Origin of the sequence: Candidatus Solirubrobacter pratensis (genome assembly GCF_000425945.1) — a bacterium.
GTDB lineage: Bacteria > Actinomycetota > Thermoleophilia > Solirubrobacterales > Solirubrobacteraceae > Solirubrobacter > Solirubrobacter pratensis.
The window spans coordinates 169,169-194,950 of record NZ_KE384480.1 but is presented as its reverse complement, the minus strand read 5'-3'; the positions used below and the strand labels follow the sequence as shown (position 1 = coordinate 194,950).

The following is a 25,782-nucleotide window of genomic DNA, read 5'->3' as shown; positions in this document are numbered from 1 at the left end:
GAGCCGAGATGCGCTTTCCGCGACCCGTCGACTCGACGCTCCACGGCGTCGTCGACTACAGCGCCGGCACGCTGCTCACGACCGCGTTCCCGAAGCTGGCCGGGATCGAGGGGACGCGGTCGGCCGGGCAGATCCGGCTCGCCGGCGCCCTGCACGCCGGCTACAGCACGCTGACCGACTACCCGCTCGGCATCGTCAAGCTGATCCCGTTCCGCGTCCACCTGGCGATCGACGCCCTCGGCGCGATCGCCCTGGCGGCGACGCCGTTCGTCACCGGTCAGTACCGCCGCGGCCGCGGTCAGTGGCTGCCGCATGTCGCGCTGACCGCGTTCGAGCTCGGTTCGCTCGCGCTGACCGACCCCCGCGGTAAGGGCAGCTTCCACGGCGACGTCGAGGCGGTCCGCCGCGCCAACATGCTCGAGCCGCACAGCAGGATCTACACCGGAGAGCCCGCGGTCGCGGCCGCGCGGGCGTAGCCCGCCGCTAAGCTCGCATGGCCGTGAGCCGCCCCTGCACCGCCCGCCATTGAGCGCGACGACCACCGCCCACGCCGCCGCCGCGGCGTCGGATGCGGGCAAGGTGGCGGCGGAGGCGGCGCGGCGCCGCACGTTCGCCATCATCTCGCATCCGGACGCCGGTAAGACGACGCTCACGGAGAAGCTGCTCCTCTATGCCGGCGCCGTCGGCGAGGCCGGAGCCGTCAAGGGCCGCCGCGGGCGGCGCGCGGCCACGTCGGACTGGATGGAGCTGGAGCGCCGCCGCGGCATCTCGGTCAGCTCGACGGTCCTGCGCTTCGAGCACGACGGCGTCGTGTTCAACCTGCTCGACACCCCGGGGCACCGCGACTTCTCCGAGGACACGCTGCGCGTGCTCGCCGCCGTCGACTCGGCCGTGATCCTGCTCGACGCCGCCCGCGGCGTCGAGCCGCAGACCGAGCGCCTGTTCCAGGTCGCCCGTGCGCGCGGGATCCCGCTGATGGCGTTCGTGAACAAGTACGACCGGCCGGGGATGGAGCCGCTCGCGATGATCGACCACCTCGAGTCGACGCTCGGCCTCTCGCTCGCGCCGCTCACCTGGCCGGTCGGCATCCCCGGCGACTTCCGCGGCGTGATCGACCGCCGCGACGGGACCTTCCACCGCTTCACGCGCAGCACCGGCGGCGCGCAGGTCGCCGGCGAGCAGATCCTCGCCGCGCGCGACGCCGCCGGGGAGGACGCGGCGCTGTGGGCGGTCGCCGAGGAGGAGCTCGAGCTCGTGGACGCCGTCGGCGGCGGCTTCGACGCGGCCGGCTTCGCGAGCGGCGAGCGCGTCCCGCTGTTCTTCGGCTCGGCCGCGTGGAACTTCGGCGTCGGACTGCTGCTCGGCGCGCTCGCCGAGCTCGCCCCGCCCGCCCGCGCCCGGCCGACCGCCGACGGCGAGCCGCGCGGCGTCGAGGAGCCGTTCGCCGCGCAGGTCTTCAAGGTCCAGGCCAACATGGACCCGCGCCACCGCGACCGCGTCGCGTTCCTGCGCGTCTGCTCCGGCCGCTTCGAGCGCGGCATGCGCGCCACCAACGCGCGCACCGGCCGCGGGCTCGCGCTCAGCCACGCGCACGAGGTGTTCGGGCAGGAGCGCGAGGTGCTCGACGACGCCTATCCCGGCGACGTCGTCGGCGTCGTGATCGGCGGCGACGTGCGCGTCGGCGACACGCTCTACGCCGGACGCCCGGTGGGCTTCCCACCGATCCCGAGCATCACGCCCGAGCACTTCGCCACGATCTCCAACCGCGACTCCAGCCGTCACAAGCAGTTCCGCCGCGGCCTCACGCAGCTCGACCAGGAGGGCGTCGTCCACGTCCTGCACCGCGAGCACGCGCAGGATCCGGTGCCGGTCCTCGGCGGCGTCGGCCCGATGCAGTTCGAGGTCGCCGTCGAGCGGCTGCGGACCGAGTTCGGCGCCGACGTCCGCACCGAGGTCCTGCCCTGGCAGGCCGCGCGCGTGACCGACGCCGGCGGCGCCGCGACCGTGCTCGCCGACACCGTCCGCAGCGACGTGCTCGTGCGCTCAGACGGGATGCAGCTCGCCGTCTTCCCCAACCGCTTCGTGCTCGAGCGCTTCGCCGACCGCCATCCCGGCGTGAGGCTGGACCGCATCATGCGCGACCCGGTCGCGCGGGCCTGACGCGTCAGCTCCACGACGTCGCACCCGATTACGGCGGTTCCCGCGCCGCCAGGCGGGGACCCTTTGAGTAACGCAAGCGAACGAAGGGAGCCCTATGCCCTGGACTGAGCTCAAGCCTCGCAAGTTCGCCGCCTTCGACAAGGAGCTGGACGGGATCTCCCGTCAGACGATGCAGGACCACTACAAGCTCTACGAGGGCTACGCCAAGAAGGCCAACGAGTGCCGCAAGATCCTCAACGAGTTCGACTACTCGCAGATCGAGGGCAATCAGGTCTACTCGCCGCTGCGCGCGGTCTCGGTCGACTATACGTTCGCGCTGCTCGGCTACAAGAACCACGACCTCTACTTCGGCCATCTCGGCGGTGACGGCGGCGCGCCGACCGGGCGCTTCGCCGAGCTCGCCGAGAGCGAGTTCAACGGCGTCGAGAAGTGGCAGGACGCCGTCAAGAAGGCCGCATCGGCCGCCCGCGGCTGGGTGATGGTCGGCTACGACCTCAACGACGGCTCGCTGTTCAACTACATCATGGACAGCCAGAACCTCTGGGCCGTCTACAACATGGTCCCGGTGCTCGCGATCGACGTCTACGAGCACGCCTACGTGCGCGACTTCGGCGCGACGCCCGACGGCCGCAAGCAGTACGTCGAGGCGTTCTTCCGCAACCTCGACTGGGACCACGTCAACCGCCAGCTCGCGCAGGCCGAGGCCGCCAAGCAGGGCGCCGACTCCAGCGTCTCCGAGCCCGCGGTCCCGTAGCGCGCGCGTGCCCCGTCGTCTTCTCCCGGCCCCGGGCGGGGCCGGGCGGGCGGCGCCTACGCAGCCGCGCGGATCGCGTCGTGATTCGGGGGCGTGCTGGGCGGGCAGGTGATGAGCATGGGCCAAGCCGCCCGGAGCGTCGCGCGCAAGCTGCTGGAGTCGCACCTGCTCGAGGGCGAGCTCGAGCCGGGAGCCGAGATCGCGCTGCGGATCGACCAGACGCTCACGCAGGACGCGACCGGCACGCTCGTGATGCTCGAGTTCGAGGCGCTCGGCGTCCCCGAGGTGCGGACCGAGCTGTCCGCCCAGTACGTCGATCACAACCTGATCCAGGCCGACTTCCGCAATGCCGACGATCATCTGTTCCTGCGATCCGCCGCGCGCCGCTGGGGGCTGTGGTTCTCCAAGCCCGGCAACGGCGTCTCCCATCCCGTCCACATGCAGCGCTTCGGCGTGCCGGGCAAGACGCTGCTCGGCTCGGACTCCCACACGTGCGCGGCCGGCTCGCTCGGCATGCTGGCGATCGGGACCGGCGGCCTCGACGTCGCGCTCGCGATGGCCGGCGAGCCGTACCACGTCAAGATGCCCGAGATCTGGGGGGTGCGGCTGGTCGGCGAGCTCCCGGACTGGGTGAGCGCGAAGGACGTGATCCTCGAGATGCTGCGCCGCCACGACGTCGATGGAGGCTACGGGCGCATCGTCGAGTACCACGGTCCCGGGCTCGCGCGTCTCAGCGCGATGGACCGGCACGTGATCGCCAACATGGGCGCCGAGCTCGGCGCGACCACGACCGTGTTCCCCTCCGACGGCGAGGTGCGGCGCTTCCTGGCGAGCGAGGACCGCGAAGGAGACTGGGTCGAGCTCGTCGCCGACGCGGGCGCGGCCTACGACATGACCGACGAGATCGACCTCTCCGAGCTCGAGCCGCTGATCGCGCTGCCGTCGAGCCCAGGCAACGTCAAGCCCGTGCGCGAGGTCGCGGGGACCGAGATCTCCCAGGCGCTGATCGGCTCATCCGCGAACCCGGGGCTGCGCGACTTCGAGATCGCCGCGCGGATCGTCGAGGGGCGCCAGACCGACGACGGCGTCTCCTTCGACGTCAACCCGACGTCGCGTCAGACGCTCGAGGCGCTCGCCCGCAGCGGTGCCGTCGCGACGCTCGTCGCCGCCGGCGCGCGGCTCAACCAGGCCGGCTGCCTCGGCTGCATCGGCGTCGGGCAGGCGCCCGCGAGCGGCGCCGTCTCGCTGCGCACCGTCCCGCGGAACTTCCCCGGCCGCTCCGGCACGCGCGACGACCAGGTCCACCTGTGCTCGCCGGAGACCGCCGCGGCATCCGCGCTCGCCGGGCGGATCACCGACCCGCGTGAGCTCGGCATCCCGTATCCGCGCATCGAGCCTCCTTCCGAGCAGGTCCCCAACGTGCGCATGCTCGTGGCGCCCGACCCCGATCCCGAGCGCCCGCTGCGCCGCGGCCCCAACATCAAGCCGCTGCCCCGCTTGGACCCGCTGCCCGGGGCGATCGAGGCGCCTGTCCTGCTCGCCCTCGGCGACGACGTCTCGACCGACGAGATCATGCCCGCGGGTCGCGCGCTGAGCCTGCGCTCCAACATCCCCGCGCTCGCCGAGTTCTACTTCGCCCAGATCGACGAGACCGCCTACGAGCGCGCCTGCGAGCTCGACGGCCACATCGTCGTCGGAGGCGAGAACTACGGCCAGGGGTCCAGCCGCGAGCACGGCGCGCTCGTCCCGGCGTTCCTCGGCCTGCGGGCCGTCATCGCCAACAGCTTCGCCCGCATCCATGGCCAGAACCTCGTGAACTTCGGCGTCGCGCCGCTGCTCTTCCGCGACGCCGCCGACCACGACGCGATCGAGCCGGGCGACCTCCTGCGCATCGACGACGTCCACGCCGGGCTGCGCGCCCGCGAGCCGTTCACGATCCGGAACGTCACGCGCGATCGCACCGTCATGGTCCGCCACGACCTCTCCGACCGGCAGGTTCGCGTCCTGCTCGCCGGCGGGCTCGTCAACGAGTTCCGAGCGCGCGACGCGGCGCGGCGCTGAGGTGTCCCACCCGCCGTGGGCCGCGTAGCAGGCTGATACGCCACCTTCGGTTGCACATCGTGTATGATGCGCAACCGATGGTTGCAAATACCGCCGCGATCGGCGCATATGGACGACATGAAGGAGCCCGACGCATGACCACGCACGCCACCGGCACGCCCGAGGAGCACCTCGCCGCACGGCTGAGCCTGCTCGAGGAGGAGAAGGAGCTGACGCGCCGGGGGGACGAGCTCGCCCGCCGCCGCCGCGAGCTGCCCTGGGTGCGCGTCCAGGAGCCCTACCGCTTCAGCACGCCCGACGGCGAGCGCACGCTGGCGGAGCTGTTCGACGGCCGCTCCCAGCTGCTCGTCTACCACTTCATGCTCGGTCCGGAATGGAGCGCCGGCTGTCCCGCGTGCTCGTTCTGGGCGGACGGGTTCGACGGCGTGACCGTCCATCTCAACCAGCGCGACGTGACGATGGTCTGCGTGTCGCGCGCGCCGCTGACGGCGATCGAGGCGTACAAGCGCCGGATGGGGTGGCGGTTGGACTGGGTGTCGTCGCTCGACAGCGACTTCAACGCCGACTTCGGCGTCTCGTTCCCGCCCGGCGCCGGCGGCGCGCACAACTTCACGCAGCCCCCGCACGGTGAAGAGCACGCCGGCCTGAGCGCCTTCGTCGCCGAGGACGACGCGATCTACCACGCGTACTCCTGCTACGCGCGCGGGCTCGACGCGTTCAACGTCGGCTACCAGCTGCTCGATCGCGCTCCGCGAGGGCGCGGCGAGGACGGCGTGCAGCCTTCGCACGCCTGGCTGAAGCGCCACGACGAGTACGCTCCCGTCCGGTGATCACGTTCGCGCACGTGGCCGGCGTGCCGGTCGAGGAGCTGTTGCCGCTGGCGCCCGGCGCCGCCGTCGTGCTGACCGCCCTGGCCGCCCGGCTGCGGGCGCTGCGGCATCGCCGCCCGCGGTCGGGTCCGCCCGCGGAGCAGGCGCGCCGCGACCGCGTCGCTTGACGCCGGCGGCTACGCCCCCTCCCCCGGTTCGCCGCGCCGGCTTCACGCGGCCTGGCGAGCCGCCCAGGCACACTGACCCATTCCGTTACCAGCGCACCGAGGTCGAGCGCCGGTTCGGCGTGTCCCCCATGACCGCGCCGCGCGATCTCGCCGAGCTCGAGCGCCAGGGGATCGCGCGGCGCACGCACGGCGGAGCGGTGGTGGCGTCGATCTCGGCCCAGGAAGACTGGTTCATGCAGCGCGTCGAGGTCGCCACGGAGGCGAAGGCGCAGCTCGCCGAGGCCGCCGGGCGTCTCGCCCTTAATCGCACGCCGTCGACCATTCGTCCTCGCTGTGACGGTGCTCACTCCGGCGGGATGGGGAGCGTGGCCACGACCACGGTGCCCTCGCCCGGCGGGCTGTCGATGTGCAGCTCGCCGTTGATCGCGGCGGCGCGGTCACGCAGCCCGAGCATCCCGGTGCTGCCGTCGAAGCTGGCGCCGCCGGCGCCGTCGTCGCGGATCTCGACCCGCAACGTGTGTCCGTCGATCACCGCGCTGATCCGCGCATGCCGTGCGCCGGCGTGCTTGACGGTGTTCGTCAGCGCCTCCGCGACGATGAAGTAGGCGGTCGCCTCCAGCGCCGCCGGCAGCCGTTCGGCGGTGATGTCGACCGACACCGGCAGCCGCACGCGGGAGACCAGTGCCTCGACTCCGGCCCGCAGCCCGCCGATGCTGAGCGACGCCGGAAGGATCCCGTGCGCGAGGTCGCGCAGCTCACGAGCCGCGAGCTCCCCGGATTCGAGCGCCTCCTCCACCAGCGTGACCGCCGGACCTGCGGCATCGCCGAGCGCGCGGCGCGCAAGCTTGAGCGCGATCACCGTCTGCACGAGGTGCTGCTGGGCGCCGTCGTGCAGGTCGCGCTCGATCCGGCGCCGCGTCTCGTCGGCCGTCGCGACGACCCGGGCGCGGGAGGCGGCGAGCTCCGCCCGGCTCTCAGCGTTCGCGATCGCGGTGCCGACGAGCTCGGCGAAGCTCTGCATCCGCTGCTCGGTGTCCGGGGGCAGCTGTCCCTTCGAGTCGCCCACGACGATCGTGCCCCAGAGGCTGCCCTCGACGATGATCGGACTGGCGACCGACGAGCGGATGCCGAGCCGACGCATGACATCGGCGACCGGCGTGGCCGCAGGTCCGTGACCGGCATCCTCCACGCGCGCCGCGCGCCTGGTGCGGAACACCGGCGTCATGGGCGATGCCTCGTCAGGCTCCCAGCGCGAGCCGACCGGGATGACGACGGCCTCCTCGACCGCGGCGACCATGACCGAGGTGCCGTCGGGCTCGAAGCGCGACACGGCGGCATGGTCGGTGCCGAACAGGCGGCGGACCTCGTCCGCAACCGCCTCGAAGACCTCCGCGGGCGCCACCCCGCGCGCGACGAGCGTCGCGACGCGCCGCAAGGCCGCCTGCTGGTCGGCCAGCCGGCGAAGCTCGTCGCGGTTGGTCTCCAGCGCGCGCGCCATCGTGTTGAACGAGCGCTCCAGCGCGCCGATCTCGGCCGGGCCGGTCTCCGCCATGCGCGTCCGCAGATCCCCGCCGGCGAGCCGGCCGGCCATCGCCGCCGCCCGGCGCACCGGCAGCACGATCGCCCGCGTGAGATACGCGCCGGAGAGGATGATCAGCAGCACGGAGCCCGCCAGACCGGCGCTCGCGACGGCGACCGCTCGCCGCGCATCGGCATCGGCGTGCGCGCTGCGCGCGTCGAAGATGCCGCGCTCGGCCGCGATGAAGCGGTCGAACTCGGCCCGGATGGCGTCCACGCGCCGGCTTCCCTCGTTCAACGCCGCGGCGCCCCGCGCCGACGGCCGGCCGCGCCGCGCCGCGTCCACGAGCGGAACCGAGTAGTCGCGCACGTAGGACTCGACGGCGGCCCCGATCTGCTGGGCTCGCCGGCGTTGCGCGGGCACCGCGCCGAGCGTGTCGAGCTGCCTCACAGCGTCCGGGATGGCGGCGCGGTCGGCCGTCCACGGACGCAGGAAGCGCGGGTCGTGGGAGATCAGGAACCCACGCTCGCCGGTCTCGAGGTCGAGCACGAGCCGCTCCACGGTGCTCGCGGCCGTCAGCGACCGCCGCGACTGGGTCGCCATCCTCGCCGATTCGCGCTGCTCGCCGATCGCGCGGTCGAGGATCGGGAACGCCGCGCCGATGAAGAGCGCGAGGAGCCCGCCAACCACGATCGTCCGGCCGGTAAGCCCAGTCACGGCCCGTCGGCACGATAGAGCCGCACCCCCGCGGACTCGGCGAGCGGAGCGTCGGGATCTCATGATCCACGCGCGCGCTCCCGGTGCGGCCGCGCTCGCGGTCACAGGCGCGCCGGTGCGCAGCCCCTCCCCCGGCTCCGAAGCGGACGGCCGCGGATCCCCGGTGCTCCGCGGAGGCCAAACGTGCTTCCGTACCCCCTAGGGGTATGCTAGCCTGCGCCACTCGATGTTCCTGCCGACCTTCGCAGTCATCGGCCTCCTGTGGGCCGAGCTGCTGACCGACCTCGGCGCGCTAGATGGTCATCGAGCACGCCGCGATGCTGCCGCCGATGGCGGCCGCGATGCTGCTGCGCCCGGCCGAGTACATGCACCACCACGGCCCCGAGCAGGTGACCGCCTGAGCCCGCTGCCCAAGCTCGCCTGACGCCGCCCGCAGGGCCCCCGAGGCGCGCGGGCAGACCGTGATCGCCGCCTGGGACGGCCGAGCATCTCGGTCGTCTCCAACGCGCTGCGCCTGCGCCGCCTCCAGGCGCGGCGCCCGCGGGGCCGCTCGATCGTCTGACCGCGGTCAGGCGCCGGTACCACGACGGGGGCTCCCCCGCCCTGAATGAGCGCGCGCGGGCATGGGTAGCGACCTGGGAGGTGGGACGGCGGAGCCGGGCCGGCGGACAGGCCGCGACGACGGGCTTCACCGCTCACCGGCCCTGGCCGCTCCCGCGCGGCCCGTGGGTGATGGGCCAGACGTGGGAGCACCTGCTGTTCGTCCACTGGACGGTCGAGCCGGACGTGCTGCGCTCGGTGGTCCCGCCGCAGCTGCCGATCGACACGTTCGGCGGCAGCGCCTGGCTCGGGATCGTCCCGTTCGAGGTCCGCGCCCTGCACCTGCGCGCTACACCGCCCCTGCCCGTCGGCTCGCGCTTCCTCGAGCTCAACGTGCGCACCTACACGACGATCGCCGACCGCCCCGGCATCTACTTCTTCAGCCTCGACGCCGGCAGTCGCCTCGCCGTCGCCGCGGCGCGCCGGACCTATCGCCTCCCGTACTTCCACGCGCGTATGGCCATCGCCCGGGACGGCGCGTGGGTGCGCTACTGCAGCCGCCGCGACGACACCCGCTGGCATGCCGAGTACCGCCCGGCCGGGGCGCCGTTCAACGCGGCGCCCGGCACGCTCGAGCACTTCCTCACCGAGCGCTACCGCCTCTACACGGTCCACCCCCGGCACGGCGTCATGCACGCCGACATCCACCATCGGCCATGGCCGCTGCAACCGGCCGAGGCGCGCATCCTCGAGAACACGATGGCGTCCGTCGAGCTCCCGGGCAGCGAGCCGCTGGTGCACTTCGCGGCGCGCCAGGACGTGGTCGTCTGGCGACCACGGCGAACCCCGTCCGAGCGCGCGGATGAGCATCGCTTCGCGTAACCCGGCTGACCGCCGTGGCCCCGGGGGCGTCCGCGCGTTGACGGGGGTCGCTCGGATCAAGCCGGATCTCCGCACCATGCGGGCGAGTGGCAGGAGTCTCTCTCGCAAACGCGAATGGTCCGACGTGCGAGCCGGCCTGGTGATCGCGTGCGGTCTGGCCTTGTGCGCCGCCGGCTGCGGCCGCGACGGCGACCGTGCCGAGGTGCGCACCGTCGCCGGCCGCTTCCTCCAGGCGCTGGAGGACCACGACGGAGCCGCCGCCTGCGCCGAGCTGAGCGCCGACACGCGCAAGCAGCTCGAGCAGTCCGAGCACCAGTCCTGCAGGGATGCCGTCGGCGGTATGGGCCTGCAGCGCGCGCCGGTGACACGCGTGCAGGTGTTCATCACCAACGCGAAGGCGGATCTCGCCAACGGGGACAGCCTCTTCCTTTCCCAAGGCGCGGCGGGCTGGCAGCTCTCCGCGGTGGGCTGCCGCCCGAAGGAGGGCAAGCCGGCCGACCGTCCCTACGACTGCGCGCTGGAGGCCTGAGATGCGAGCGACGTTCACCCTCTACATCGCGATGATCAGCGTGGGTCTGCTCGTCTACTTCGTGATCGGACTGCTCGCCCGGTGAGGCTCCGGCACCACGGCCTCGGGCTGTTCTTCGCCGCGATCTTCCTCGCCGCGCTCGTCGGCCAGGCCATCGTCGGCCACGCCGACTTCAACCACGCGCAGGCCGCGCACCATGGCGACCCCATCTCGCTCGGCCGCTACGTCACGTCATCGGCCTTCGGCGGCGACGTGCTCGAGAACTGGCAGTCGGAGTACCTCCAGTTCACGCTCTACATCCTCACGACCGTGTGGCTGCTGCAGCGCGGCTCGCCGGAATCCAAGCCGCTCGACAAGCGCGGCCGCGAATCCGACGCCGACCAGCGCGTCGGGGAGCACGCCTCCGAGCGCTCGCCGCGATGGGCCCGTGTCGGGGGCCTCCGGACCCGCCTGTACTCGAACTCGCTCGTGATCGTGATGACGGCGATCTTCTTCGCATCCTGGGGCGTGCAGGCGGTCGCCGGGCGCGTCTCGTACAACGCGGAGCAACTCGACCATCAGGAGGCCGCGGTCGGCCTGGTCCAGTACATCGGCAGCTCGGACTTCTGGGATCGCACGCTGCAGAACTGGCAATCCGAGTTCCTCGCCGTCGGCTCGATGGCCGTGCTCTCGATCTACCTCCGCCAGCGCGGATCGCCGGAATCCAAGCCGGTCGGCGCGCCGCACGACGCGACCGGCGGGGAATGACCGGGCGCGTCCCGGGATCGGCGAACTGCGGCTCCGACTACGCGTCCTGCTCCTCCTTCGCGATCTCCTCGTGGGGCGGCACACCGACGTCGTCAGGCGGCGCCGGCGCCTGTGTCTGGCCGTGAACCGCGTCGTCGGCGATCGGCGGCGCGGCCTGCGCGTTGCGGGCTCCTTCGTCGCCCGAGGAGGCGACGTCCTCGTCGACGCCTGGGTTCTCGCCGCCGGTCGCCGGCGGCTCCTGCCGCTCGCTCATGACTACGGCGCCGCCGAGATCGCCTCGACGAGGTCGCCGACCTTCTGCTCCTCGACGTTGCGGGCCAGGTCGGCCTGGCTCACCACGCCGATCAGCTCGTGCCCGTCGATCACCGGCAGCCGGCGGACCTTGTGCTCGGCCATCGTGTGCAACGCCTCGTCGACCGAGTCGTCGGCGCCGATCGTCACCGGCTTGCCCTGGGCAAGCTCGCCGGCGCGCGTCTGGGCGGGGTCCTTGCCCTGCGCGAGCGCCTTCACGACGATGTCGCGGTCGGTCAGCATGCCCTTCAGGCGGTCGTCCTCGCCGCAGATCGGCATCGCCCCGACGTCGAGGTCGGCCAGCTTGCGCGCCGCGTCGATCAGCGTCTCGTTCTCGCCGATGCACTCCGCGCCGCCGGACATCACGTCGCGTGCGGTCTTGCCCATGAGGGCCTCCTCTCGGTCGCTCGCGGATTCGCTACCCAGCGCCGGGCGCCGGCACCGGGCGGCGTCAGCGATGTGATCGCGCCCGCTACCGCGCTAGACGGCGCCTTGGTGTCGCATAGCGGTGTGATGGACCCGACTGCCCGGTTGCGCGAGTCGGCCATGCACCGCTCCCCGCGGACACGGCGCTGCCGCCTGGCAGGCGACAGCCGCGGGCGTTCTCGCGAATGGTTACCAGCGCCGAACCGCACGGAAGGCGCCACCGCGCGGCGGGCGAGGCTCGACGCGTCGTCGCTCGACTTTCGTCCAGAATGTCAACGACGCGGCAAAGCGAAGCACACCTTCACCGCTGCCTGATGTAGGTTCGGCTGACACTTCGCCGAATCCGGCGGGGTGGTTCTCGCGGCGCAACTCTCGGCCGGCTCTCGCACGTCGACCCCAGCGGTCCCGCGCCTTCTAGAGCAGGAGTCCGGTATGTCGATGTTGCCGCCGAATGGGTCCTCGTCAGCAGCGCCTGATCGACCGAGGGAATGGTCGACGAGGACGGTCGCGCGCGTCGCAGGGGTGTTGTTCGTCATCACCTTCGTGACCTCGATCCCAGCGTTGCTGCTCTACGACCCGGTGCTGAACCACCCCGGCTACATCCTCGGTTCCGGTGCCGACACCCGCGTGCTCCTGGGAGCGTTCTTGGAGCTGATCCTCATCATCGCGAACATCGGCACGGCGGTCGTGCTGTTCCCGATCCTCAAGCGGCAGAACGAAACCCTCGCTCTCGGCTTTGTCACGGCCCGTGTCGTCGAGAGCACGTTCATCGCCGTCGGCATCCTCAGCCTCCTCGCGGTCGTGACCCTGCGGCAGGACCTGGCCGGCACCGCCGGCTCGGACACAGCCGCGCTCACCACCGTCGGAAGGTCGCTGGTCGCGATCAAGGACTGGACGTTCCTCCTCGGACCCGGCTTCATCGTCGGCATCGGGAACGGGCTGTTGCTGGGCTACCTGATGTACCGGTCGGCCTTGGTGCCACAGCGCATGGCCATGCTGGGGCTCATCGGAGGACCGCTGATCTGCGCCTCGGGGATCGCCGTGCTGTTCGGCGCGTTCGACGCAGGCTCCGCGCCGCAGGCGATCGCGACGATCCCGGAGTTCGCTTGGGAGCTGTCGCTCGGGCTCTATCTGACGTTCAAGGGCTTCAAGCCGTCCTCGCCCATCCTCGACGAGACCCGCCATACCCGAGTGAACGAGGGCTCCCTCACCCGTGCTGTGTCTGCGCAATAGACGCCAGCGTGGCTGAAGTGCTGCTTTGCACGAGGCTCCGGTACGCTGCCAACGGCGCCGACCACGGGCGAGCACGCTGTGGCTTTGTGGCGAGGCTGTTGCGTAATTCGATCGAGCCGCGCCGCGATCACACCGCTATGCGACACCGGGGACGGCGCTAGACGGCGGTGCGGCCTCCGTCGGCGGCGAGGATCGCGCCGTTGACGTAGCTCGAGCGCGGCGAGGCCAGGAAGACGATCGCCTCGGCGATCTCCTCAGGGCCGGCTGGGCGGCCGAGCGGCGTCGTCTCCCCGAGCTGGCCGATGTCGTCGGCCATCTCCGCGGTGCCTTCGGTGCCGGTCGGGCCGACCGAGACCGCGTCGGCGCGCACGCCGTGCACCCGTGCTCGGCCGCCCACGTCTGCGTGAGCGACACGATCGCGGCCTTCGGCCTGCTCGTCGCCGAGGTGCGGCAGAGTCTTACGAGCCGGTGAACGGGCCGGCGCGCGGCGTAATGGGATGACGGGCGGCGGATACCAACGGGCGTTCATCCACGTCGCAAGGAGTGCCAACGTGAAGTTCTCTCGTCTCGCCGCCGCGGCCGGTGCCGCGCTCGCGGCCGCCGCGCTGCTCGCCGGACCCGCATCCGCCGCTCCGCACAAGCCGCGCGGTGCGGTGTTCGTCCAGACCGACGACCCCGCCGGCAACACGATCGTCGCCTACGACCGCGGCCCCGACGGCAGCCTCGAGCAGGCCGGCAGCTACCGCACCGGCGGGCTCGGCGGCGTGCTCGACGGGTCGATCGTCGACCACCTCGCCTCCCAGGGCTCGCTGCAACTCGACGACGGCCTGCTCTACGCCGTCAACGCGGGCAGCGACACGATCACCGTCTTCGCCGTCGACGGCGACCGGCTCGTCCGCCGCCAGGTCCTGCCGTCGTTCGGCGACTTCCCGGTCAGCATCGCCACCCACGGCAAGCTCGTCTACGTCCTCAACGCCCGCGGCGGCGGCTCCGTCCAGGGCTACGCGCGCGTCGGCGGCATCCTCGTCCCGGTCCCGCTCTGGCACCGCGGCCTCGGGCTGGACCCGAACGCCGCGCCGGAGTTCACCCACACCCCCGGCCAGGTGGCGTTCGCGCCGGACGGCTCGCAGCTCGTCGTCACGACCAAGGCCAACACGAACGCCGTGGACGTGTTCTCCGTCGATCGCCGCGGCGGCCTCTCGCCCCGCCCCACCACCACGGTCCTCCCCGGCGCCGTGCCGTTCGCCGTCGCGTTCGACGCGCGCGGGAACCTCGCGCTCGCCGAGGCCGGCCCGAACGCCGTCGCGACCTTCGGCCTCGACCGTCGCGGCGCGCTGAACCGGATCGCGCAGGTCGCGACCGGCCAGGCGGCGACATGCTGGATCGTCGACGTGAACGGCCGCCATTACCTCTCCAACGCGGGGAGCGGCACGGTGTCGGCGTTCGACGGCGCGCTCGCGCCGCTCGGGATCACGCCCACGCACGGCGGCACGGTCGACGCGGCCGCGTCGTCCGACGGGCGCTACCTCTACGTCCAGACCGGCGCCAGCGGCGGCGTCGACGCGTTCCGCGTCGGCCCCGACGGGGCGCTCACCGCGGCCGGCTCGGTCACCGTGCCCGGCGCCGTCGGCGGCGAAGGCATCGCCGCCTCCTGAAGGCGGCCACGCCCGGGGAGCGTCCGCGCTCCCCGGGCGGCGTGTCACCAGACGGTGTCCATCAGCGCGCCGTAGAGGAGCGCCTGGACGGCCGGCGCCGCGGCGAGCCCGCGGTGGCGCCGGACGAGCGGGGCCGCGGCGAGGCAGACGAAGGGCGCGAGGAACAGCCAGATGCGCTCGGTCTCGGCCTTCGTGAAGCCGGCGAGCGCGGAGACGGCGATCACGGCGCCGATCGCGACCGCGGCCGGCGAGGAGGCCTGCAGCGCGAGCCACGCGATCGGGATGCCGAGGACGATCGCGAACGCGACCGGCGACCCGAACACCCGCCGTCCAGCGCCGCGCCAAGCTAGGTCTGCCCGGCCGCGCCCCTATTACGAAGCCCTGAACTCCGCGGACGCGCGTCCTGGCGCTGAGACAATGGTCGGCATGGATCACGTCCGCGGCTCGGTGCTCGTCGTCGACGACGAGCCGACGATCGGCGAGGTGGTGTCGGCCTACTTGGAGCGCGCCGGATACGAGACGCGCGTGGCGGCGGACGGGCTCGCCGCGCTCGACGCCGTGGCCGAGCGGCGGCCTGACCTGATCGTGCTCGACCTCATGCTGCCCGGCCTCGACGGCCTCGAGGTGATGCGCCGCGTGCGCGATCGCGCCACCGCGATCATCCTGCTGACCGCCAAGGGCGAGGAGTCCGACCGCGTGATCGGGCTGCGCCTCGGCGCCGACGACTACGTCGTCAAGCCCTTCTCCCCCGCCGAGCTCGTCGCGCGCGTGGACGCCGTGCTGCGGCGCGTCGACACCGTCCCGGACCGCGCGCCGTCGCTGAGGTTCGGCCCGCTCGAGGTCGACCCCGGCGCGCGCCAGGCACGCAAGGACGGCGAGCCGGTCGCGCTGACCGCGCGCGAGTTCGACCTGCTGCTGTTCCTCGCCCGCCATCCCGGGCAGGCGTTCACGCGCGAGGAGCTGATGGATCACGTGTGGCGGTACGCGTTCTACACGGACACGTCGACCGTGACCGTGCACATCCGCCGGCTGCGCGCGAAGCTCGAGCGCGACCCGGAGGCGCCGCGCTGGATCGAGACGGTATGGGCGTCGGGTACCGCTTCGCGCCGTAGCGTTCGCGCTTGCGCTCGCGATCGCGATCGCCGGCGTCGTGCTCGCCGTCTACGGCGGCCACGCGGCGCTGATCACGTTCGAGATCGTCGCGCCGGTCGGGGTCGTCACGGTGCTCGCGTCGGAGTGGATCGCCGGCCTGCGCTGGGGCGGGCTGCGCCGGCGCTTCGCCGCGGTCGCCGGGCTTGCGGCGCTGGCGCTGGCGGTCGCGGTCGCGCTGTTCGTCGAGCTGATGTTCGTGTCACAGCACGACGCGCTGATGACCGCGCTGGTCGCGGGCTACGCCGCCGCGCTGGCGCTGTGGGCGGCGCGCCGGATGGGACGGCGCGCGCTCGCCGACCTCGATGTCGTGCGGGCGACGCTGCACGCGGTGGGAGAAGGGCGCCGCGACGTCCGCACGGGACTCTCGGGCGCCGACGAGATCGCGCAGCTCGGCCGCGACGTCGATGCGATGATCGCCCGCCTGGACCGCGAGGAGCGCGCCCGCCGCACGCTGTTCGCCGCCGTCTCGCACGACCTGCGGACGCCGATCACCGCGCTCGGGCTGCTCGCCACCGCGATCGACGACGAGGTCGTCGACCCGGAGAAGCGGCGCGAGTACGCGGCCCGGATGAGCACGCACGTACACGCGCTCGGCGCGCTGATCGACGACCTGTTCGAGCTCACGCGGCTGCAGTCGGACGACCTCTCGTGGACGATGGAGCACGTACGCGTGGACGAGCTCCTGCACGACGCGGTCGAGGCGATGCGGCCGGCCGCCGACGCCGGCTCGGTCGCAGTCGTGGCGGAGCTCGCCGATGACTTGTCCGCTCCGCGGGGGAATCCGGAGCAGCTGCAGCGCGTGCTCTTCAACCTGATCCAGAACGCGATCCGGCACACGCCGCCGGACGGCAGCGTGACCGTGCGGGCCGAGGACGTCGACGGCGGCGTCGAGGTCGAGGTCACCGACACGGGCGGCGGGATCGCCGCCGAGGCGCGCGACCGCGTCTTCGAGCCGTTCTATCGCGCCGACGCCGCCCGGCACGAGCCCGGCGCAGGCCTGGGACTCGCGATCTCGCGGGCGATCGTCGAGGCCCACGGCGGCGCGATCTGGCTCGAGGACGCCGCGCTCGGCACGCGCGTGCGCTTCAGGCTCCCGGCGACCGGAGAGCGCCCGGCGGCGTCCCCGGCCGGCTGATGCCGGGATCAGCTGGCCATGTCGCTCGGCCGCGCGATCCTTCGCCGCTCATCACGGGCGAGTGGCGCGCGGGTGACGTCCACCACGTGCGCGCGTGACGCGGTTCGCGGGCGAGGGCGGGCAATACGATGCGACGGAGGAGTGCGTCCAGGAGGCGTGGCTCGGCGTGATCCGCGGCCTCGACGGCTTCGAGGGACGGTCGCGGCTGCGGACCTGGGCGGTCGGGATCGTCGTCAACATCGCCCGCCGGCGCGCGCAGCGCGACGGGCGGGTGGTGCCCTGGACGGCGCTCGAGGACGACTCAGGCCCGACCGTCGATCCGCACCGGTTCCGCGTGGCCGGCGAGCGGTGGGCGGGCGGGTGGACCGAGCAGGGCGCGCCGCGCGCGTGGGAGCCGGAGGCGGCGCTGCTGTCGGGCGAGGCGATGGATGTCCTGGCGAGCGGGCTCGCCGAGCTGCCCCCGCGGCAGCGCGCCGTCGTCACGCTTCGCGACGTCCACGGCCTCACGCCTGAGGAGGTGTGCGGCGTGCTGGACCTGACCCTCGGCAACCAGCGCGTGCTCCTGCACCGCGGCCGGGCGCGCTTGCGGCAGCTCCTGGAGGACTACCATCGGCCGGACGTGGAGGCGACGCGGACATGACGGATGCCGGCCTGCGCTGCATCGAGGTCGTCGAGCTCGTCAGCGCCTACATCGACGACGAGCTCGACCCGCAGACGCGCCGGCGCGTCGAGGAGCACCTCGAGCTCTGCCCGCCCTGCAGGGTCTACGTCGAGCAGGTGCGCGAGACGGTCCTGACCCTCGGCGAGCTCCCGGCAGGAGCCCTCTCCGACCAGGCGGTCTCGGAGCTGGAAGCCGCGTTCCGCGCGTTTTCTCGCGGTCGCGCGTAACGCCCGCTCATGCCGCGTCACTCACGCGGTATGACTCCATCGGTCCTCCCCACCGGCTACGCGCTCGACCCCGCCTGGCACGCCGAGCGCGACCGCCTCGACAGCCTCACGTCCCCGTATGACCCGCGCACGCTCGCCCTGTGCGAGCGGCTTGGACTCGCGCCGGGCTGGAACTGCCTGGACGCCGGCGCGGGCACGGGCAGCCTCGCCGCCGCGCTGGCCGCGCGCGTCGGCCCGGCGGGAACGGTCACGGCCCTGGACGCGGACGCCCGCTTCCTCGCCCCGCTGGAGTCCGAGCGCCTGATCGTCGTCGGCAAGCCCGGCTCGCGCGTTCTTCACCACGATCCTCGACGGCGCCGGGGTCGAGCCGGGCGCGGCGCTCATGGTCGGCGACGACGTCGAGAGCGGACGAGCACGCCGGCGAGACCGGCGGCGAGCGCACCGCCGACGTCGGTCGGCAACTCCGCCGGGCGCAATGCACGACGCCGATGCGCTGATCGACCGGAGGGCGCGGCGGTTTCGCCTGGCTACCGCAGCGAGCCCGCGCCTGCACGAGGCTCCCGAAGTAGGGTGGCCGGACACAACGAAGGGAACCACCATGGTGAAGCTGATCGTGCTCTACGGCCCAGCCGCGGACCCGGATGCGTTCGAGCGCCACTACGCCGATACGCACACGGGGCTGGCGAAGGCCATCCCGGGGCTGCGGCGGTTCGAGGCAGGGCGTGGCATTGCCACCCCCGATGGCAGCGACCTCCCTTACCAGCGCATCGCCGAGCTCTCGTTCGACGACGCGGAGGCCCTGCAGGCGGGCATCGCGTCCGACGAGGGACAGGCCGCCGTCAACGACATTCCCAACTTCGCCACGGGTGGCGTCACGATCTTCATCGCGGAGATCGACGATTAGCGCCGGGCCGGCCGACCGACTGCCGCGAGCCGCCAGAACGTCCCCGGGCTCAGATGCGGTCGTCTGCCGGCGGACGTCCGGGATGCGTCACTCCGGTGGGATCTCGGTGTTGGAGTAGTAGGGCGCCCCGAACGGGAACTGCTCCGCGAGCCAGTGGCGCAGGGCGTGGTAGAGCGTCCGGTAGTAGCCATGCTCGTAGGCGCCCTGGGTCACCCACCAGCTGATGTCGACATCGTGCTCGAGGAGCGCCTCGGTCAGCTCCGTGCGGCGTCCCATCGGGTACAGGTAGCAGCAGCCGAGGTAGCCGCGGCCCGCGTCGCGAACCACGTAGGTGAACGAGGCTCCCTCTCGGAACTCGAGCTCGTGCCAGACGATGTCGACGAAGTTGAACTCCTCGGTGACCGGCTCGGTCGGCCAGCCGCCGCCCCGCGTCCGCTGGATCAGCGCGATACTCGCGTTGATGCCACGAACGTCGTCGCGCAGGTCGGCTCGCGTGATCGCCGTGGCGACGAGATCCTCGTAGGTCGACCGCGTCGGCGCGGTGAACCCGGGCGGCAGCCGGAGCTTCTTGATCAAGCTCGCGTAGTCGATGCCCGGCCCCTTCGCGCCGGCCGGCTTGCGCTGCGCTGCGCTGCAGGCATCTACGCGGCCGCGCGAGCGAGGGTCCGGTGGGTTTCGTAACTGACGATGACGATCCCGTCGCTGAGCGTCGTCGCGTCGGTCAGGTTGAAACCGACTGCGGGAGCGGCGCCGAACAGCAGATCGCTCGGGCTGCCGTTGCCCAGGATCAGCGGGTGCACCCAGAGCCGCAGCTCGTCGAGCAGGCCGTGCTCGAGCAGCAACCGCGAGACGGCACCGAAGCCGTATTGGAGTCGCCGTAGGTGCGCCGGCCCATCAGCAGCGCGTCACAGGACAGGAGCAGATCGGTCTGGATCTGCTCGGCGCGCCCGTCGCCGGGGCGGCCGAGCGAGGGCCACAGATGCGGCCCTTCGATGACACCGCCGGGGTGATGTAGGTCCAGTTGATGAGCTTGCGCGTCGTCGTCGAGGCCTACCAGCAGCTCGTCGCCGAGGGCTACCTGACCAGCCGGGCGGGTGGGTACACCCGCGTCGCCATCGGACCCGAGACCGCCGCGCCCCCTGCGCGGCCCGCTCCCGCACGAGCGCCGAGGATCGACTTCTGCCCGTGCAAAGCCGACGGTTCGCGGTTCCCGCGGGCGGCGTGGCTGCGGTCGATCCGGCGGGTCCTCACCGAGGCCTCCGCCGAGGACTTCGGCTACGTGAGCGGCCGCGGCGCGCCCGCGCTGCACGACGCGCTGGCCGGATACCTCAACCGTGTGCGCGGCACGTCGGCCAACGCGCGCGACATCGTGATCTGCAACGGCTACGCCCACGGCATAGCCCTCGTGATCCAGATGCTGGTGAAGTCCGGCGCTACGCGGCTTGCGGTCGAGGACCCGTGCGCGGACGACGATGCGGTTCCGGTCGCGCGCGCGGCCGGCCTTGAGGTCGTCGGCGTGCCGGTCGACGAGGACGGCGTCCGCGTCGACGCGCTCGACCGCATCGACGCCGATGCCCTGATCCTCACGCCGTCGCACCAGTGGCCGACCGGCGCGGTCCTGGCGCCCGCGCGGCGCGCCGCGGCGCTGCGCTGGGCGGAGGAGCGGGACGCGCTGATCGTCGAGGACGACTACGACGCGGAGTACCGCTACGACCGGGCGCCGATCGGCGCGATCCAGGGCCTCGCGCCCGATCGGGTCATCTACGCCGGCACGGCGAGCAAGACCCTCGCTCCGGGCCTGCGGCTCGGCTGGCTTGTCGCGCCTGGGCAGCTCATCGCCGGCATCGCCGAGGCCAAGACGCTCGCCGATCGCGGCTCGCCCGTGCTCGACCAGCTCGCGTTCGCCGACTTCCTCTCCCACGGCGAGTTCGACCGCCACCTTCGCCGCATGCGACCCCTGTACCGGCGGCGCCGGGACGCGCTCCTCACCGCGCTGCGCGAGCGGCTACCCGACCTCGAGCCGGCGGGGATCGCCGCGGGTCTGCACCTCGTGGCGTACCTGCCCGACGACGTCGCCGAGCCCGCGGTGGTCGAGGCCACATCCACACCCTGGCCGAAGTGATCGCGGAACTACGGGGCGCCGCGCCTCCGAAGGCCGCCTAGGCGAACGCATCGGCGCCACCGCCCGCGAGGCCGCCTCGAGTTCCCCGTAGGTCTCCGTGTTCAGATCAGGACGCGCGGTTGACCCGGCCGGCCGACGGGGGCTAGGGTGCTGCGCGGCCCCACGATGCGTGTTGCCCCCGTTCAGCATCCGCGCGGCCATCCCACGCCGCGCGTCGAGTTCAGCTCACTCCACGAGACGCTGATCATCGCGAGCGCGGCGACGGTCCTGGTCGAGCGCGGAGGCCCGGATGCCGCCGGCGGTGACTGAAGTCCTCGCGCGCCGCCCGCGACTCGCCGGCGTACCGAAGCAGTTCGTCGCCGTGGTGTGGCGCGTCGCCATCGTCCTCGTCGTCGCCGAGGCCGCCTACCAGCTCTCGGGTGCCGACGGCTACGACACGCTCTTCAACGACATCGTTCACGACGCGGTGATCTTCGGCGCCGCCGTGCTGTGCATCGCGCGCGGACGCGACGACGCGCGCTGGCGTCCGGTGTCGCTGGCGTTCGGCCTCGGGCTGATGGCCTGGACGGCGGGCAACGTCCTGTGGGCGATCCTCTACGCGCACGATCCGACGCCGCCCTACCCGTCGCCGGCAGACGCGCTGTGGCTGGCCTGGTACCCGCTCACCGCGGCCGGGATCGCCCTCCTCATCCGCCTGCAGATCACGCGCTTCCATCTGCACCGCTGGCTCGACGGCGTCGCCGTCATGCTGATCGTGCTCGCGCCGTGCGCGGCCTTGCTGCTGGAACCCGCCGCCATGGAGGCGACGTCGAGCACCGCCGCCACCGCCGTCAACTTCAGCTACTCGATCCTCGACACGCTGCTGATCGGCGCCGTCCTCGGCGTCTACGGCGTCACAGCCTGGCGTCCCGGCCGGACGTGGCTGCTGCTCGGCTTGGGCTGCATAGTGATGGCCCTCGGGGACGGCCTGTTCGCAGTCCAGGAGGCTCGCGACGCCTACGTCGCGGGGCGATACGACTTCATCTGGCCGCTCGGCGCCCTGATGATCGCCTACGCGATCTGGCGCCCGTCCGAGAAGCCCGTCTTCGACGCCGAGGTCGTCGGGTGGCGCGCGATCGTCCTGCCGGTCGCCGCCCAGGCGCTGGCGGCCGGCATCCAGGTCTATTCGCTCTTCCACGAGCTCGGCAGCGCCGAACGCATCATCACGCTCGTCGTGCTGCTCGTCGCGATGGCCCAGATCATCATCGCTCGGCCGCGGGACAGCAGCTAGCGCCGGCCGTTGAGGGACGCCCGCGGACCGACGTCCGTCGCAGCGCCCCTCGGCGCGCGGTCGGCCAATGCCACGACCGGCCAGCGCAGCCCGGCGCACGGTCATCGTCGCGCAGACAGATCGCACGGGACGGACCCCGGTCCTCGGCGACCTCGCGCCGGATCCATGCATCGACGCCGGCGTTGACCGGGACGGCGATCGGCGTCGCGTCAGGCGAACAACCCCGCGATCATCGCGCGCGCCTCATCCGGGCCCGTGATCTCGAGCTCGAGCTGCATGCCGGACGTGCGCAGCTCCATCGCGAGGAAGGCGCAGCATTCCGCCTCGGCCGCGATCGCGTCGCGCAGGGCGGACTCGGCGTCCGCGTCGAAGACGAGCAGCTCGCCTCGCTCGACGGACCGGCGGGATCGCAGGGCGTGGCGGGCGAGGTCCGCGGTCTCGTGCCGGCGTATTCGCAGCTCGGCGGGGCTCAGGGTGCAAGCGATCGAAGGCTTGGTCATGCCTAGACTCTCGATCCTCAACCCGACTTGAGGTCAAGTGCGATGGACGAGACACTCCGGATCGGCGATGTCGCCCGCACTGCCGGCGTGCGAAAGTCGCTGATCCGCTACTACGAGCTGATCCGCCTGCTCCCCGAGGCGCCGCGCGTCAGCGGTCAGCGTCGTTACGACGCCTCGGTGCTGCGCCGCCTCGCGGTCATCGACGTCGCCCAGCGCGCCGGCCTCTCGCTCGACGAGATCCGCGACCTGCTCGAGCTCGGCACCGATCCGCTCTCGCCGCGCCTGCGCGAGCTCGCCGAGCGCCGGCTGCCCGAGATCGAGCTCCTGATCGCGCGCGCCCAGCAAGTCCGCGCGTGGCTCGAGACGGCGACGCGCTGCGAGTGCGGGACCGTCGACGCCTGCGACCTCTTCGACGACCCTGCCCTACCCGCTCGCCACCAGGCGCTCGCGCTGCGAGCCGTTCACCGGTGACCGGACGCTCGATGGCCCTGTTCGTCGCGGCGGCGGTCGCCGAGATCGGCGGTGCGTTCTTGATGTGGCAGGCGATCAAGGACGGTCGCGGGCCGCTCTTCGCCCTCGCCGGCGCGGTCGCGCTCGCCGGCTATGGCGCGATCGCGGCGCTCCAGCCCGACGCGCACTTCGGCCGCGTCCTCGCCGCCTACGGCGGCGTGTTCATCGTCGGCTCACTGCTGTGGGGCGTCGCCTTCGACGGATTCCGTCCCGATCGCTATGACGTCACCGGAGCGCTTGTCTGCCTCGCGGGCGTCGCGCTGATCATGTACGCGCCGCGCTGACGCGACGCCGCGCCGAACCCTCGGCGCCGTCGCGCAAGGCCCCCTCCCGGCGACGACGCCACCGCGCTGCTGCGCCGCGCCGACGAGGCGCTCTACGCCGACAAGCGGCTCGCGATCACGTTGAGGGAGCCGACGCCCTGGCGACCGCGTCCGGGGCGGCTACGGACCGACGGCGGTGATGGACCCGGCGGACACGTTCACCTGGGCGAGCGGGGAGCCGATGATCGTGGGCCCGACCACGCTGCTGATCTGCCCGATCTGCGGGCCGGTGAACGCCAGCGCCGCGCCGCATGTCTGCGCTGACGTGCTGCCGTTGTTCCCGCCGAGCGACGGCCGGGTCGTCCCCACGCAGCCCGCGCTGCCGATCTCGTTCCCGCCGATCGCGACACCGCCGACCGGCGGGCCTGGATAGCCGATCGGCGCGACCTGCGCGCTCGCGCCGGAGACCGGAGTGACCACGGCCGCTGCGCCCATCGCGATCACCAACGCCAGTAGACGTCTGCGGATCAATCTCACGTCGACTCCTGTGCGTGTCGTCTCGCTGTCTCGGCGCCCGCATGCTTCTCGTACGAGCGGATACTCCACAGACTGGTGGCGGCGGCGTGGGTCCAGGACTGGCCGCCGGGCCAGCGGGCGCTAGCGCGATGATCAGGAGCCGGCAGGCTACGAGGCTCGCGCGCGGTCGATCGCGGACTGCAGCGAGCGTGCGTACGCCTCGCTGGTGTAGGTCGCGCCGGAGATCACGTCGACCTTCGCGCTGTGCGCCTTCAGCGCCTCGCTGCGGAGCAGCGGGATGGCCTGCGCGTCGATCGACTCGGAGCGGCCGGGCTCCGGCTGCAGCAGGACCATCTCGACGCCCGTCAGCCGCTTGCCCGAGAGCGTGGCCTTCACCTGCAGGACGCCGTAGGGATAGCTGATCGCGTCGCCCGTCGCCGACGCGTGCGTAGCCGCATGGCGATGGCGACGTGTGCGCGCCGGCGTCGGGGACGGGGCGGCGGCGGTCGCGCGCGGCAGCACGCCGGCGTTCAGGGCGGGCACGCGCGTCTTGAACGACGCGAGCACGACCACGACGACGGCGGTGACCACGAGTGCGGTGATCGCGCGGCGCATCAGTAGCCGAACCCCTCGCAGATGACCTGGCGCCGGGGCACGCCGGCGCGGCGCAGGGTGCGGCGTACGGCGTCGGCCATCGCGGGCGGGCCGCAGACGAACACGTCGCGCGCGCGGAGATCAGGGACGAGGTGGCGCAGGTGAGCCGGCCCAAGCAGCTCGCGCGCCGCCGGGTCGCGATGGTCGCCCAGCACGTAGTGCAGCTCGGCGCCGCGCCGGCTCGCGAGCTCGTCGAGCTCTTCGCGGAAGATGACGTCGCGCTCCCCGACCGCGCGGTAGACCACGGTCATGTCACCCGGCCCACCCGGCATGTCCTGCAGCAGGGCGCGGATCGGGGTGATGCCGACGCCGCCCGCGATCAACAGCGCACGGCGTCTGCGGCGGGCCGCGGCCGTGAAGGACCCGAACGGTCCCTCGGCCAGCACCCGCGTCCCGGGCCGCACACGGGCCAGCGAGGCGGAGAAGTCGCCGAGCGCCTTGACGGTGATCCGCAGGTGGCGGCCGTCGGGCGCGCAGGAGAGCGAGTACGGGTGCGCCTCCCACCAGCGGTCGCGCGTGAGGAAGCGGAAGAGGAAGAACTGGCCGGAGCGCGCCGCGAGGCGGTCGAGCCGGCGCCCGCCGATCCACAGCGTCACCACGCCGGGGCCTTCGGCGATGACGTCGATCACCTGCAGCCGGTGGTAGAAGCCACGCGCGATCGGCGCCGCCACACGGAAGACCACGAGCGCCGCCAGCGATCCGGCGTAGAGCGACTTCCAGTAGACCTGCGCGACGGGGTTGCCGGCGAAGTCATGGCCGGTCGCGATCTGGTGGCTGAAGGCGAGCGCGATGCCGAGGTAGCTGTAGAGATGGACGAAGTACCAGGTCTCGTAGCGCAGGCGCCGCCGCACGATCACGACGGACGCGACCACGACGCCGCTCAGCGCGAGCAGGCCCGCCGTCGCCGTCAGCACGCCCGGGAAGGTCGTCAGCAGGCTCCAGACCTCGCGCGGCAGCGACAGGCGGTCGGTCAGCGCGTAGCCGATCGAGATCAGCGCCGCGTGCGCGATCAGCAGGCCGAGCGCGGTGCGGCCGTTGACGCGATGCCAGAACGTCAGCCGCTCGAACCCGACCGCGCGCTCGAGCGCGGGTATCCGCGCGAGCAGCAGGACCTGCACGAGGATGAGATACGCGCCGAGCAGACCGGCCAGGCGGCCGCCGCTGGTCAGCACCCCGCCGATCTGATGGAGGTTCGAGAGCTCTCCGCCGCGCCACCACAGCCCGGCGACGAGCACCAGGTTGCCGGTGAACAGCGCGGCCAGGTCGAAGCCGGTGAGGCCGCGTGCGCGTGCGTGCACGCGGTGCCGGGGGATCGCGACTGAGGCCATGCGCTCCAGCATCGGCAACGACCGTAAGC

32 protein-coding genes and 2 pseudogenes are annotated in these 25,782 nt (G+C 72.6%); 22 read left to right on the top strand and 12 right to left on the bottom strand.

The window, feature by feature from the left end:
- The first annotated feature begins 8 nt into the window (after positions 1–8).
- The 7 genes and pseudogenes from H958_RS44055 to H958_RS48810 all read left to right on the top strand — a co-directional run.
- On the top strand, positions 9–476 hold the full coding sequence (locus H958_RS44055) for a hypothetical protein (RefSeq protein ID WP_051324810.1): 468 nt from the start codon (positions 9–11) through the stop codon (positions 474–476).
- 49 nt (positions 477–525) lie between these two features.
- The gene (locus tag H958_RS0125455) at positions 526–2,160 is read left to right on the top strand and encodes a peptide chain release factor 3 (RefSeq protein ID WP_028060704.1); all 1,635 of its coding nucleotides are present in this window, start codon (positions 526–528) and stop codon (positions 2,158–2,160) included.
- Positions 2,161–2,254: 94 nt separating this feature from the next.
- Positions 2,255–2,914 carry a superoxide dismutase gene (locus tag H958_RS40325; RefSeq protein ID WP_051324809.1) on the top strand — a complete coding sequence of 220 codons (660 nt, stop codon included), beginning with the start codon at positions 2,255–2,257 and terminating at the stop codon, positions 2,912–2,914.
- Positions 2,915–3,031: 117 nt separating this feature from the next.
- The gene (locus tag H958_RS0125445; RefSeq protein ID WP_037411651.1) at positions 3,032–4,975 is read left to right on the top strand and encodes an aconitate hydratase; all 1,944 of its coding nucleotides are present in this window, start codon (positions 3,032–3,034) and stop codon (positions 4,973–4,975) included.
- Positions 4,976–5,109: 134 nt separating this feature from the next.
- A complete protein-coding gene (locus H958_RS0125440) occupies positions 5,110–5,805 on the top strand; it encodes a DUF899 domain-containing protein (protein ID WP_028060702.1) in 696 nt (231 codons plus the stop codon).
- Positions 5,802–5,972 carry a hypothetical protein gene (locus tag H958_RS46800; RefSeq protein WP_156028276.1) on the top strand — a complete coding sequence of 57 codons (171 nt, stop codon included), beginning with the start codon at positions 5,802–5,804 and terminating at the stop codon, positions 5,970–5,972. Before H958_RS0125440 ends, H958_RS46800 begins: the two co-directional genes overlap by 4 nt.
- Positions 5,969–6,169, top strand: a pseudogene (locus H958_RS48810) (DeoR family transcriptional regulator); the annotation flags it as partial. The gene H958_RS46800 and the pseudogene H958_RS48810, both read left to right, overlap by 4 nt.
- 146 nt (positions 6,170–6,315) lie before the next feature.
- Here the strand turns inward: H958_RS48810 and H958_RS44050 are convergent.
- Positions 6,316–8,208, bottom strand: coding sequence for a CHASE3 domain-containing protein (locus H958_RS44050; protein ID WP_196807560.1), 1,893 nt, complete (start codon positions 8,206–8,208; stop codon positions 6,316–6,318).
- A gap of 642 nt (positions 8,209–8,850) precedes the next feature.
- Here H958_RS44050 and H958_RS40315 point away from each other — a divergent pair.
- The 3 genes from H958_RS40315 to H958_RS0125400 all read left to right on the top strand — a co-directional run bounded on the left by H958_RS40315 (position 8,851) and on the right by H958_RS0125400 (position 10,906).
- A complete protein-coding gene (locus H958_RS40315) occupies positions 8,851–9,630 on the top strand; it encodes a YqjF family protein (protein WP_051324807.1) in 780 nt (259 codons plus the stop codon).
- 124 nt (positions 9,631–9,754) lie between these two features.
- Positions 9,755–10,159 carry a hypothetical protein gene (locus H958_RS0125410; protein ID WP_156028274.1) on the top strand — a complete coding sequence of 135 codons (405 nt, stop codon included), beginning with the start codon at positions 9,755–9,757 and terminating at the stop codon, positions 10,157–10,159.
- 81 nt (positions 10,160–10,240) lie between these two features.
- Entirely contained in the window at positions 10,241–10,906 is a 666-nt protein-coding gene (locus H958_RS0125400; protein ID WP_028060700.1) for a DUF6766 family protein, read from the top strand.
- A gap of 37 nt (positions 10,907–10,943) precedes the next feature.
- Here the strand turns inward: H958_RS0125400 and H958_RS0125395 are convergent, their stop codons facing one another.
- Together H958_RS0125395 and H958_RS0125390 are read right to left on the bottom strand one after the other, a co-directional pair.
- Positions 10,944–11,159: a hypothetical protein gene (locus H958_RS0125395; RefSeq protein ID WP_028060699.1), complete on the bottom strand. Its 216-nt coding sequence runs from the start codon at positions 11,157–11,159 to the stop codon at positions 10,944–10,946.
- A 2-nt stretch (positions 11,160–11,161) separates the two neighbouring features.
- Positions 11,162–11,584, bottom strand: a complete 423-nt coding sequence (locus H958_RS0125390; protein WP_028060698.1) for a CBS domain-containing protein — start codon at positions 11,582–11,584, stop codon at positions 11,162–11,164.
- A gap of 561 nt (positions 11,585–12,145) precedes the next feature.
- Here H958_RS0125390 and H958_RS40310 point away from each other — a divergent pair.
- A complete protein-coding gene (locus tag H958_RS40310) occupies positions 12,146–12,856 on the top strand; it encodes a DUF4386 domain-containing protein (protein WP_196807559.1) in 711 nt (236 codons plus the stop codon).
- A gap of 157 nt (positions 12,857–13,013) precedes the next feature.
- Here H958_RS40310 and H958_RS47865 read toward each other — a convergent pair whose 3' ends face one another.
- Positions 13,014–13,253: an SDR family oxidoreductase gene (locus tag H958_RS47865; protein ID WP_231379373.1), complete on the bottom strand. Its 240-nt coding sequence runs from the start codon at positions 13,251–13,253 to the stop codon at positions 13,014–13,016.
- Positions 13,254–13,407: 154 nt separating this feature from the next.
- Between H958_RS47865 and H958_RS0125370 the strand changes: the two genes are divergently transcribed.
- Positions 13,408–14,511, top strand: coding sequence for a lactonase family protein (locus H958_RS0125370; RefSeq protein ID WP_028060696.1), 1,104 nt, complete (start codon positions 13,408–13,410; stop codon positions 14,509–14,511).
- Between the two features lie 44 nt (positions 14,512–14,555).
- Here H958_RS0125370 and H958_RS40305 read toward each other — a convergent pair whose 3' ends face one another.
- A complete protein-coding gene (locus H958_RS40305) occupies positions 14,556–14,834 on the bottom strand; it encodes a hypothetical protein (RefSeq protein ID WP_037411455.1) in 279 nt (92 codons plus the stop codon).
- Here H958_RS40305 and H958_RS49240 point away from each other — a divergent pair.
- The 4 genes and pseudogenes from H958_RS49240 to H958_RS0125350 form a co-directional block, all read left to right on the top strand.
- Positions 14,794–15,546: pseudogene (locus H958_RS49240) on the top strand (response regulator transcription factor); the annotation flags it as partial. The gene H958_RS40305 and the pseudogene H958_RS49240 sit on opposite strands and share 41 nt — an antisense overlap.
- A gap of 115 nt (positions 15,547–15,661) precedes the next feature.
- A complete protein-coding gene (locus tag H958_RS40300) occupies positions 15,662–16,798 on the top strand; it encodes a HAMP domain-containing sensor histidine kinase (RefSeq protein ID WP_037411453.1) in 1,137 nt (378 codons plus the stop codon).
- A 94-nt stretch (positions 16,799–16,892) separates the two neighbouring features.
- Entirely contained in the window at positions 16,893–17,438 is a 546-nt protein-coding gene (locus H958_RS40295) for an RNA polymerase sigma factor (RefSeq protein ID WP_037411452.1), read from the top strand.
- A complete protein-coding gene (locus H958_RS0125350) occupies positions 17,435–17,686 on the top strand; it encodes an anti-sigma factor family protein (protein WP_051324804.1) in 252 nt (83 codons plus the stop codon). Before H958_RS40295 ends, H958_RS0125350 begins: the two co-directional genes overlap by 4 nt.
- Before the next feature lie 21 nt (positions 17,687–17,707).
- Here the strand turns inward: H958_RS0125350 and H958_RS0125345 are convergent, their stop codons facing one another.
- Entirely contained in the window at positions 17,708–18,070 is a 363-nt protein-coding gene (locus H958_RS0125345; protein ID WP_028060694.1) for a hypothetical protein, read from the bottom strand.
- Positions 18,071–18,284: 214 nt separating this feature from the next.
- Here H958_RS0125345 and H958_RS0125340 point away from each other — a divergent pair, with 214 nt between their 5' ends.
- The gene (locus tag H958_RS0125340; protein WP_028060693.1) at positions 18,285–18,590 is read left to right on the top strand and encodes an EthD family reductase; all 306 of its coding nucleotides are present in this window, start codon (positions 18,285–18,287) and stop codon (positions 18,588–18,590) included.
- An 87-nt stretch (positions 18,591–18,677) separates the two neighbouring features.
- Here H958_RS0125340 and H958_RS0125335 read toward each other — a convergent pair whose 3' ends face one another.
- Both H958_RS0125335 and H958_RS0125330 read right to left on the bottom strand, forming a co-directional pair.
- On the bottom strand, positions 18,678–19,166 hold the full coding sequence (locus H958_RS0125335; RefSeq protein ID WP_196807557.1) for a hypothetical protein: 489 nt from the start codon (positions 19,164–19,166) through the stop codon (positions 18,678–18,680).
- A gap of 65 nt (positions 19,167–19,231) precedes the next feature.
- Positions 19,232–19,432 (bottom strand): hypothetical protein, encoded by a 201-nt coding sequence (locus tag H958_RS0125330; protein WP_028060691.1) that lies wholly within the window; start codon positions 19,430–19,432, stop codon positions 19,232–19,234.
- Between the two features lie 182 nt (positions 19,433–19,614).
- On the opposite strand from H958_RS0125330, the gene H958_RS40290 reads away from it, so the two are divergent.
- From H958_RS40290 to H958_RS0125315, 3 genes are all read left to right on the top strand, one after another.
- Entirely contained in the window at positions 19,615–20,712 is a 1,098-nt protein-coding gene (locus tag H958_RS40290) for an aminotransferase-like domain-containing protein (protein WP_081686261.1), read from the top strand.
- 147 nt (positions 20,713–20,859) lie between these two features.
- Positions 20,860–21,021, top strand: coding sequence for a hypothetical protein (locus H958_RS46795; RefSeq protein ID WP_156028272.1), 162 nt, complete (start codon positions 20,860–20,862; stop codon positions 21,019–21,021).
- A complete protein-coding gene (locus H958_RS0125315; RefSeq protein WP_156028271.1) occupies positions 21,014–21,982 on the top strand; it encodes a hypothetical protein in 969 nt (322 codons plus the stop codon). The genes H958_RS46795 and H958_RS0125315 overlap by 8 nt, the downstream gene beginning before the upstream one ends.
- Positions 21,983–22,191: 209 nt before the next feature.
- Here H958_RS0125315 and H958_RS40285 read toward each other — a convergent pair whose 3' ends face one another.
- Entirely contained in the window at positions 22,192–22,482 is a 291-nt protein-coding gene (locus H958_RS40285) for a hypothetical protein (protein WP_051324803.1), read from the bottom strand.
- 42 nt (positions 22,483–22,524) lie between these two features.
- Here H958_RS40285 and H958_RS40280 point away from each other — a divergent pair, with 42 nt between their 5' ends.
- Together H958_RS40280 and H958_RS0125300 are read left to right on the top strand one after the other, a co-directional pair.
- On the top strand, positions 22,525–22,953 hold the full coding sequence (locus tag H958_RS40280; RefSeq protein WP_051324802.1) for a MerR family transcriptional regulator: 429 nt from the start codon (positions 22,525–22,527) through the stop codon (positions 22,951–22,953).
- Positions 22,954–22,964: 11 nt separating this feature from the next.
- On the top strand, positions 22,965–23,276 hold the full coding sequence (locus H958_RS0125300; protein WP_037411636.1) for a YnfA family protein: 312 nt from the start codon (positions 22,965–22,967) through the stop codon (positions 23,274–23,276).
- A gap of 159 nt (positions 23,277–23,435) precedes the next feature.
- On the opposite strand, the gene H958_RS0125295 is transcribed toward H958_RS0125300, so the two are convergent.
- The 3 genes from H958_RS0125295 to H958_RS0125285 form a co-directional block, all read right to left on the bottom strand.
- Positions 23,436–23,750, bottom strand: coding sequence for a hypothetical protein (locus H958_RS0125295; RefSeq protein WP_231379372.1), 315 nt, complete (start codon positions 23,748–23,750; stop codon positions 23,436–23,438).
- Between the two features lie 189 nt (positions 23,751–23,939).
- Positions 23,940–24,386: an FMN-binding protein gene (locus H958_RS0125290; protein ID WP_028060687.1), complete on the bottom strand. Its 447-nt coding sequence runs from the start codon at positions 24,384–24,386 to the stop codon at positions 23,940–23,942.
- Positions 24,386–25,753, bottom strand: a complete 1,368-nt coding sequence (locus H958_RS0125285; protein ID WP_028060686.1) for a ferredoxin reductase family protein — start codon at positions 25,751–25,753, stop codon at positions 24,386–24,388. Before H958_RS0125285 ends, H958_RS0125290 begins: the two co-directional genes overlap by 1 nt.
- Positions 25,754–25,782 lie beyond the last annotated feature (29 nt).